At 61.5% G+C, this 6,010-nt stretch carries 5 protein-coding genes; 2 read left to right on the top strand and 3 right to left on the bottom strand.

Annotated features, from left to right (window positions below):
• Nucleotides 1-688 precede the first annotated feature (688 nt).
• Complete coding sequence (locus NKH60_RS34405; protein ID WP_352875038.1) at nt 689-2,380, top strand: calcium-binding protein; 1,692 nt, start codon at nt 689-691, stop codon at nt 2,378-2,380.
• Nucleotides 2,381-2,539: 159 nt separating this feature from the next.
• Here NKH60_RS34405 and NKH60_RS34400 read toward each other — a convergent pair whose 3' ends face one another.
• Both NKH60_RS34400 and NKH60_RS34395 read right to left on the bottom strand, forming a co-directional pair.
• Nucleotides 2,540-3,523: an aldo/keto reductase gene (locus tag NKH60_RS34400; RefSeq protein WP_352773556.1), complete on the bottom strand. Its 984-nt coding sequence runs from the start codon at nt 3,521-3,523 to the stop codon at nt 2,540-2,542.
• Nucleotides 3,524-3,533: 10 nt separating this feature from the next.
• Entirely contained in the window at nt 3,534-3,842 is a 309-nt protein-coding gene (locus NKH60_RS34395) for a YjiS-like domain-containing protein (protein ID WP_352824704.1), read from the bottom strand.
• Nucleotides 3,843-3,924: 82 nt separating this feature from the next.
• Here NKH60_RS34395 and NKH60_RS34390 point away from each other — a divergent pair, with 82 nt between their 5' ends.
• On the top strand, nt 3,925-4,794 hold the full coding sequence (locus NKH60_RS34390) for a LysR family transcriptional regulator (protein WP_352832680.1): 870 nt from the start codon (nt 3,925-3,927) through the stop codon (nt 4,792-4,794).
• Between the two features lie 160 nt (nt 4,795-4,954).
• Here the strand turns inward: NKH60_RS34390 and NKH60_RS34385 are convergent, their stop codons facing one another.
• Nucleotides 4,955-5,764 carry an MBL fold metallo-hydrolase gene (locus NKH60_RS34385; RefSeq protein ID WP_352700318.1) on the bottom strand — a complete coding sequence of 270 codons (810 nt, stop codon included), beginning with the start codon at nt 5,762-5,764 and terminating at the stop codon, nt 4,955-4,957.
• Nucleotides 5,765-6,010 lie beyond the last annotated feature (246 nt).

Raw genomic sequence — 6,010 nt, 5'->3', positions numbered from 1 at the left:
CGGCGTGTCCGCCGCGCAGCCCCCGTGTTTAGCGGAGCGGCGGACACATGACGGTGCTCAGGCGGCCAAGGCCCTCAGGCTCTCCAGCTGGGAACCAGCCCTACTCTCACCTTTTGGGAGGTTTCCTAAATTGATTTGATTTCGATCACGGAGATCTGCCGACCGATACCAGGTGACGAGCGCGCAGATGCCTACGAATTGTCCACAGCTAATTGGTTGGGCAGTGAAACTGTGGAGGGGCCCGGAGTCAGAGGTTAACGTCATTTTGAATTTCCGTACGAAAGTTGACGTCTAACGCATTAAAATCTATAAATGTATAGCCATTATAAAAATATCGAGGAACTTCAAAAACTACAGCGCCTTCAAAATAAAGTCGCAATTCTGGCATCATTCTGACATCAGAAGACAATAAGCATCTTGTCCTAAGTCGCTGCTGTCAAAATAAGTCACAATCCGTGCAGCATTCCTACAAACGGTCAATGATTCTATCGACGGGTGTCTGTATGTGATTTGCGCTAATATACGCCGTCTGTAGGTAGACGCCGGGCGCTATCGAAATCAGAAAAAGGAATATTGGATGGCAACTCTGCATTATACGTCGGGTGGATCCGCCACCGAAATCGCAACTGCCGGCTTCAATCTGGCTGACGTTCAGTACGCTTCGCAAGTCGACGCGTTGCCGGACGGCATGAAGGGTCTGGTGTACCTCAACGAGCACGAGGGCGTAACTTCATCCTTCATCGAGAAAATGACCCCCTTCCTCGGCAATCCGAATGTGTTCGGATTCTATCTGGTTGACGAGCCCGATCCCACGGGCAGGTGGGGCACCTATGCAACCGCCGAGAACCTGAAGGCGGAATCCGACTGGATCCATGAGCATTTTCCAGGCGCCAAGACCTTCGTCACCATGATGAACATGGGATCCCCGACCAATCCGGATTTTACCAACACCTACAATCCGGCCAACACGCATATCGACTATTTTGGAATAGACCCCTATCCGGTGCGCACGGGAACGGACACGGTCGACTACGACATGATCGACCGAGCCGTGGCTGCAGCGGTGAAGTCGGGCATCCCGATCAGCAACATCGTTCCGGTCTTCCAGGCCTTTGGCGGCGGCAATTGGGAGACTTCCGATGGCGGCAGACAGGTCATGCCCACCACCGAACAGATGCAAACCATGATGGATCATTGGGCCAAGCTGGTTCCGTCACCCGCCTTCGACTATACCTACAAGTGGGGAACGCAGAACGGCGATACCGCGCTTGAAAGCTCCTCGGAACTGCAAGCCGTTTTCCGGGAACACAACACCACTACCGCTGCGGCCTCAGACACCACCAGCAGCGACAACAGTGCTGCTGCGCCCGCGTCCGACGCCGCCACCAGCGATAGCAGCTCGACGGTGACTGCGCCTTCCCATGCCGCAACCGGCGATAGCAGCTCGACTGCGACCGCGCCTTCCCATGCCGCCACCGGCGATAGCACCAGCGATGGCAGCTCGACCGCGACGGCGCCTTCGCACCTCATCGCAAGCGATGGCAGTTCGACTGCGACCGCCGCCGGCGCCACCACGAGCGATGGCAGTTCGACTGCGACCGCCGCCGCCAGCGCCACCACGAGCGATGGCAGCTCGACTGCAACCGCCCCTTCCCATGCCGCCACCGGCGATAGCACCAGCGATGGCAGTTCGACTGCGACCGCCGCCAGCGCCACCACGAGCGATGGCAGCTCGACTGCGACCGCCCCTTCCACCGGCGATAGCACCAGCGATGGCAGCTCGACCGCGACGGCGCCTTCGCACCCCATCGCAAGCGATGGCAGTTCGACTGTGACCGCCGCTTCCCCCTCCGACCGCGGCGGTTTTCACGCTCTGACCGATCTGTTCGGCAGCAACGACACCAGCCATGATACTGCCGGCGACAAGGGAGGCAGCAGCGTTGACCGGGTGCTGGCCGCGTTGAGCCCCGCGCTTTCGTCCGGCTCGGAGCTTGCCGCGACCAGCAGCCCATCCGAGAAAACGGCAACCAGCCTGACCGGCCACGGGTTCGCCCAACTGCTCCAGGGCAACGAAAATGCCGGCGCCGGTGTCCACAAGAGCGCCGTCGCCGACCTGACATCCGGTCACGGCAACGATGCCTTCGACTTCAGCAAGCTTCAGGACAAAGTCCAGCTCGACCACTCCGCGCTTGCCGACCTCAAGTCGGGAGGGCTTTCATTGCATACGTCCCCTACTGTTACGGCCACAGATGACGGTTCCCACCACATCATCTTTGACAGCTCAACCGGGTCGCTCTCTCTCGACAGCGACGCGGTCGGCGGCGCAGCTCAAGCGCAGCTCGCTACCCATCTCCCGTTGCAGCATCACTCCTTGATCTGAAACCGGAGCGGCGGACCTTCAACTCGAGCGTGTCCGCCGCTCCGTCCGTGTTCAATTGCGCCACGGAAGCTTGACTGAGAAAAATGCGATATCGGCAGACAGCAGAGGGATCGAAGTTGGTCGCATTATCGCCAATGCGAATTCCGGATTCACCACACCCTACGAAGTCTCGGCAATTTTCAGCACTGTGTCGATCTCGGCCATCACCGTTGCCGGCAGCGGCCCTTTCTCCAGCGCACCGAGATTGTCCTCGACCTGCTCGGGCCGCGTGAAGCCGGGAACCGGCAGGGCGATTGCCGACTTGGCGAGTATCCAGCCGAGCGCGCCTTGCGCAAGCGTGCGTCCGCCCGAGGTGAGCAGGTCGCGGATTGCCGAGAGCCTTGACAGATAGTCCGGGTTGGCGGCGCCATCCCTGAAAAACACCATCCATTCGGCATTCCCGCCGCGCACATCGTTGGTGGGCAGCCGCATGGCCGGCGTGTATTTGCCGGTGAGCAGCCCCATTGCCAGCGGCAGCCGGCTGAACGAGACGAGGTTCTCGCGCGCCGCAACGGCCATCAGCTCGTTCGCCGGGGTAAACACATTGAAGTCGTTCTCTACGGCGACGAACCCCTCGCGCGGCGCGTAGACGGCAAGCCGTTCGCGGTGATCGGTGCTCCAGCCGAAGCCGCCGATCTTGCCCTCCTGGCGCAACAGGCCGAGCGTATCGAACACCTCGCCGGCGCGCTCGATCGGATACTCGTTGATATGTAGCAGCACGACGTCGATACAATCCCGCTGCAGGCGCTGCCGCGAATTGTCGATCGATGTCCGGATTGCCGCGGCAGAGGCATCCTCGGGTGCGATCTTGCGCGTTTCGGGATCGCCGAAATAACCGACCTTGGTGACGATGACGGCTTCGTCCTTACCCCTCAACGCCCGCCCGAGGATCAGTTCGGCATTGCCGGCGCCATAGGCGGCAGCCGTGTCGAACACCCGCGCGCCGATCTCATAAGCCATCGCCAGCGCGGCTTGCGACCTGATATCGTCGACCTCGCCATAGATTGTCGCCGTCTCACGCCAACGCGCGGGGCCACCCGCCGCCCAGGTGCCGATTCCGATGCGCGGTACCGAGCGGCCATCCCAAAGCATCATCATCTGCATGCCCGGCTCCTCAACGACGCAAGCTGGCGTGGCGGGCACGCTCGCGGATCTCTTCGCGAGAAATGCCGGCATCCGCCAGTGTGCTGTCCCGGGCCTGCCTCAAACTCGCAAGCGTCTGGCGATAGGCAATCCAGCGGGCGAAACGGTATCGAAGTTCATCCAACATGATCGTCTCCTTTGGTACGCAGAATGCCTGCGCGCCTGGGTTGGTCGGAAGCGCAAAACCTCTGCGCCAATCGCATGCGCGATCGAAAGGGTTCAGTTCGCTTCTTGGCCAGCCGAGGCGCTTGTCCCTGTCCCGCCAGGCAGGATTGTCCAACGCCTCCAATGCCTGCATACTTGCGCACGATGCCCGCTTTGCGCTACAGCCACGGTCGCAAGGAGTTTTTCATTTCTGCAAAATGGATATCGGCTGGGACGATCTGAGGTTGTTTCTCGACGTTGCGCGGCTGGGTGGCTTGAGCGCAGCGACGGGAACCACGCGCCTCAGCGCAGCCACCCTTGGACGACGCGTCACCGCGCTCGAAAAGCAGATCGGCGAACCTCTATTCGTGCGCCAGCAGACCGGCTACCGGCTGACCCCGGTCGGCGAGGAACTGCTGCGGCGCGCCGAAGACGTCGAGGCGGCAATGCAGTCGCTGACCCGCTGGCGCGAGGGAAACCTGCCCGACCGCATTGTCCGCGTCTCGGCCGGGCCATGGACCTCGGCCTTCGTTTCCGCCCATATCGGCGATATCTGGACGGTCGATGACGGCATAAGGGTAGAGCTTGTCACCACCACCGACCGGGTCGACATCGGCCGCCGTGCCGCCGACATCGGCATCCGCAGCGAGCGCCCGACCGAGCAGTGGCTGGCCGGCCGTCAGAGCGGCAAGGTCGCCCACGCCATTTATTCCGGACGTCACCTGATCAACGGCACCGCCGCCGGATTGTTCGTCGGCGTCACCGGTGAAGGCGCAAACATTGCCTCGGCGCGCTGGCTGCAAGCCCATCACGGCGACCGCATCGCCGTACGCGGCAACAACACCCATTCGGTGCGCGAACTGGTGGCCGCCGGCGCCGGCCTTTCGGTCTTTCCGTGCTTCGTCGGTGACGGCGATCCGCGGCTGGTTCGCGTTGCTCAGCCTATCCCCGAACTTGAAACCGACCAATGGATCGTCACCCATCACGAGGAACGTCACTCTCCGCCGGTACGGAAAGTCGCCGACCGGATCGCCGCCTTGATGCGGGCGCACCAGCCACTGTTTCGCGGCGAGACGCCGATCCGGTAAGCCTCAGGCAGATCGGCCGCCAGTGGATCAAGAATCAGATATTTTGGTGGGCCGGACGATGGTACCGCCGCCGTTGAGGACGCCGGAGTGCGGCGCGCTGCTCGTCGAGATCCTTGCCTTGGGCGAAGAGAGCGGTATAAACCGACCAGCACGGGGCCGCCTATCCGGTCACTCGTCCTCCTGCCGGCTCATAGCCGTATGCTTCGCCCTTACGCACCACGCGACCGATGCCCGGCCAGCCAAGGTGCGCGCCGGCGATCCACGTCCCCGCCTCGGCCGCGTCACTGAAAACCTTTAGGCGGGTTGCGCGCGCGGTCAGCTGATCGTCGTCATAGCCCCAACTGAACGCGGGATTGCCGAACTGCAAGGCCGGCACATGAACGATGTCCCCGAAGAATAGGAAACGGTCCTCGTCCGTGTCGAACGTGTAGCCGGTATGACCGGCAGCATGACCGGGCAAGGCGACCGCCCTCAATCGCTCACCCACCTGGTCGCCATTCTGGACAGGCTTCAGCAGGGGCCGGAACTGCGCAAGGTGCGCGTAAGCGAAAAAGCTCTGCACAGCCGCTTCGGGAATTACGATCGCCTTCAAGTTTGGAAAGAGCACTCGGCCGTCGGGGGTCAAAAGTCCGTGCACATGATCCTGATGGGCGTGGGTGAGCGCCAAGACCGTGATCGAAGCCGGGTCGATCTTGGCTTCCGCCATGGCCTGCTCAAGACGCCCCACTGTCGGGGCCCAGCCCCCTCCTCCGCTGTCGATCAGAACGCCGTCAACGCCTGGACCTGCGAGGGCGAAGCAATTGACAGACAGGCGAAGCGCCCCTGCCAACGCAGCTTGCGGCACCGGATTATCCTGCGGGTCCCGCAGAAGGTCCGCCGGCATCTCGATGTAACCGTCCGAGAGCGACCAGACGCGCCACCTTCCCGACGTGCTGCCGAGCACGTTATTAGTTTGCGATGTCACGATCATATGGCCACCTGCCGCAAACGAAAATGGAGGATAGGTTCGATTGTCACTATTTGGCTCTCTGCATCCTCTGCGCAAAAACGTGGGGAAATCGATGAAGATCAATGCGGAAAGCACCCGATCTCGATAGGCCACGGATCGGAAGATGATCGTTGACGGATCTGCTAGTGGATTGATTCCAACGCTTGGTGCCCGCGTTTGACTGCTGCAATGATCTCATCGGGATCTGCTTTCCAGACGAATGGCCGC

This window comes from Mesorhizobium sp. M1006 (genome assembly GCF_040318825.1).
Classification (GTDB): domain Bacteria; phylum Pseudomonadota; class Alphaproteobacteria; order Rhizobiales; family Rhizobiaceae; genus Mesorhizobium.
This window is presented reverse-complemented; position numbering and strand designations above follow the sequence as displayed.

What these genes read in the sequence shown, in the direction of transcription:
- NKH60_RS34400 (WP_352773556.1), bottom strand. Translation starts at nt 3,523, where the DNA reads ATGCAGATGATGATGCTTTGGGATGGCCGCTCGGTACCGCGCATCGGA.
- NKH60_RS34390 (WP_352832680.1), top strand. Translation starts at nt 3,925, where the DNA reads ATGGATATCGGCTGGGACGATCTGAGGTTGTTTCTCGACGTTGCGCGG.
- NKH60_RS34385 (WP_352700318.1), bottom strand. Translation starts at nt 5,764, where the DNA reads ATGATCGTGACATCGCAAACTAATAACGTGCTCGGCAGCACGTCGGGA.
- NKH60_RS34405 (WP_352875038.1), top strand. Translation starts at nt 689, where the DNA reads ATGAAGGGTCTGGTGTACCTCAACGAGCACGAGGGCGTAACTTCATCC.